Here is a 530-nt window from a genome sequence, read left to right as displayed (position 1 = left end):
GGTGAGTTCGCCGACGCCCACACCCAGGCCGACACCATCCACAAGATCCTGAGCGACACGGTGGGCGAGTTGAAGGGCTACCACCGGCAACTGGTCGAAGCCATCGACCGCGGCCGCAAGAAGGGCCTGAAGGTCATCGGGTACGAGGGCGGCTTCACCGTCACCACCGACGCTCCCCCGGAAGCACGCGGCACGATGGACCAGGACAACCAGAAGGACATCACCGCGCTCCGGGACGAGCTCCAGGGGATCCTCAACAAGGCCAGCGAGAGCGACAACTCCGCCAAGACCGTGCTCCAGGCCATCGCCGACCAGAGCAAGATGGGCTTCTCCGACGCCAGCTACAAGGACCGCGACACCGCGGCCGACGCCATCAAGAAGGCCGACGAGCTGGCCGCCCTCGCGAAGAAGGACCCGGACGACCTGAGCGTCGCGGACTTCGACAAGCTCAACGAGGGACTGAAGAAGTACGGCAACGACGAACTCTTCGCCGAACGGTTCGCCACGGCGCTCGGACCGAAGAAGACACT

1 pseudogene is annotated in these 530 nt (G+C 65.1%); it reads left to right on the top strand.

The features are described from left to right. Positions 1–530, top strand: a pseudogene (locus JHAT_RS33565) (hypothetical protein); the annotation flags it as partial.

This window comes from Streptomyces sp. JHA26 (genome assembly GCF_002005565.1).
Lineage (GTDB): Bacteria > Actinomycetota > Actinomycetes > Streptomycetales > Streptomycetaceae > Streptomyces.
The sequence above is the reverse complement of the archived record's forward strand: the minus strand, read 5'-3'. Positions and strand labels throughout refer to the sequence as shown.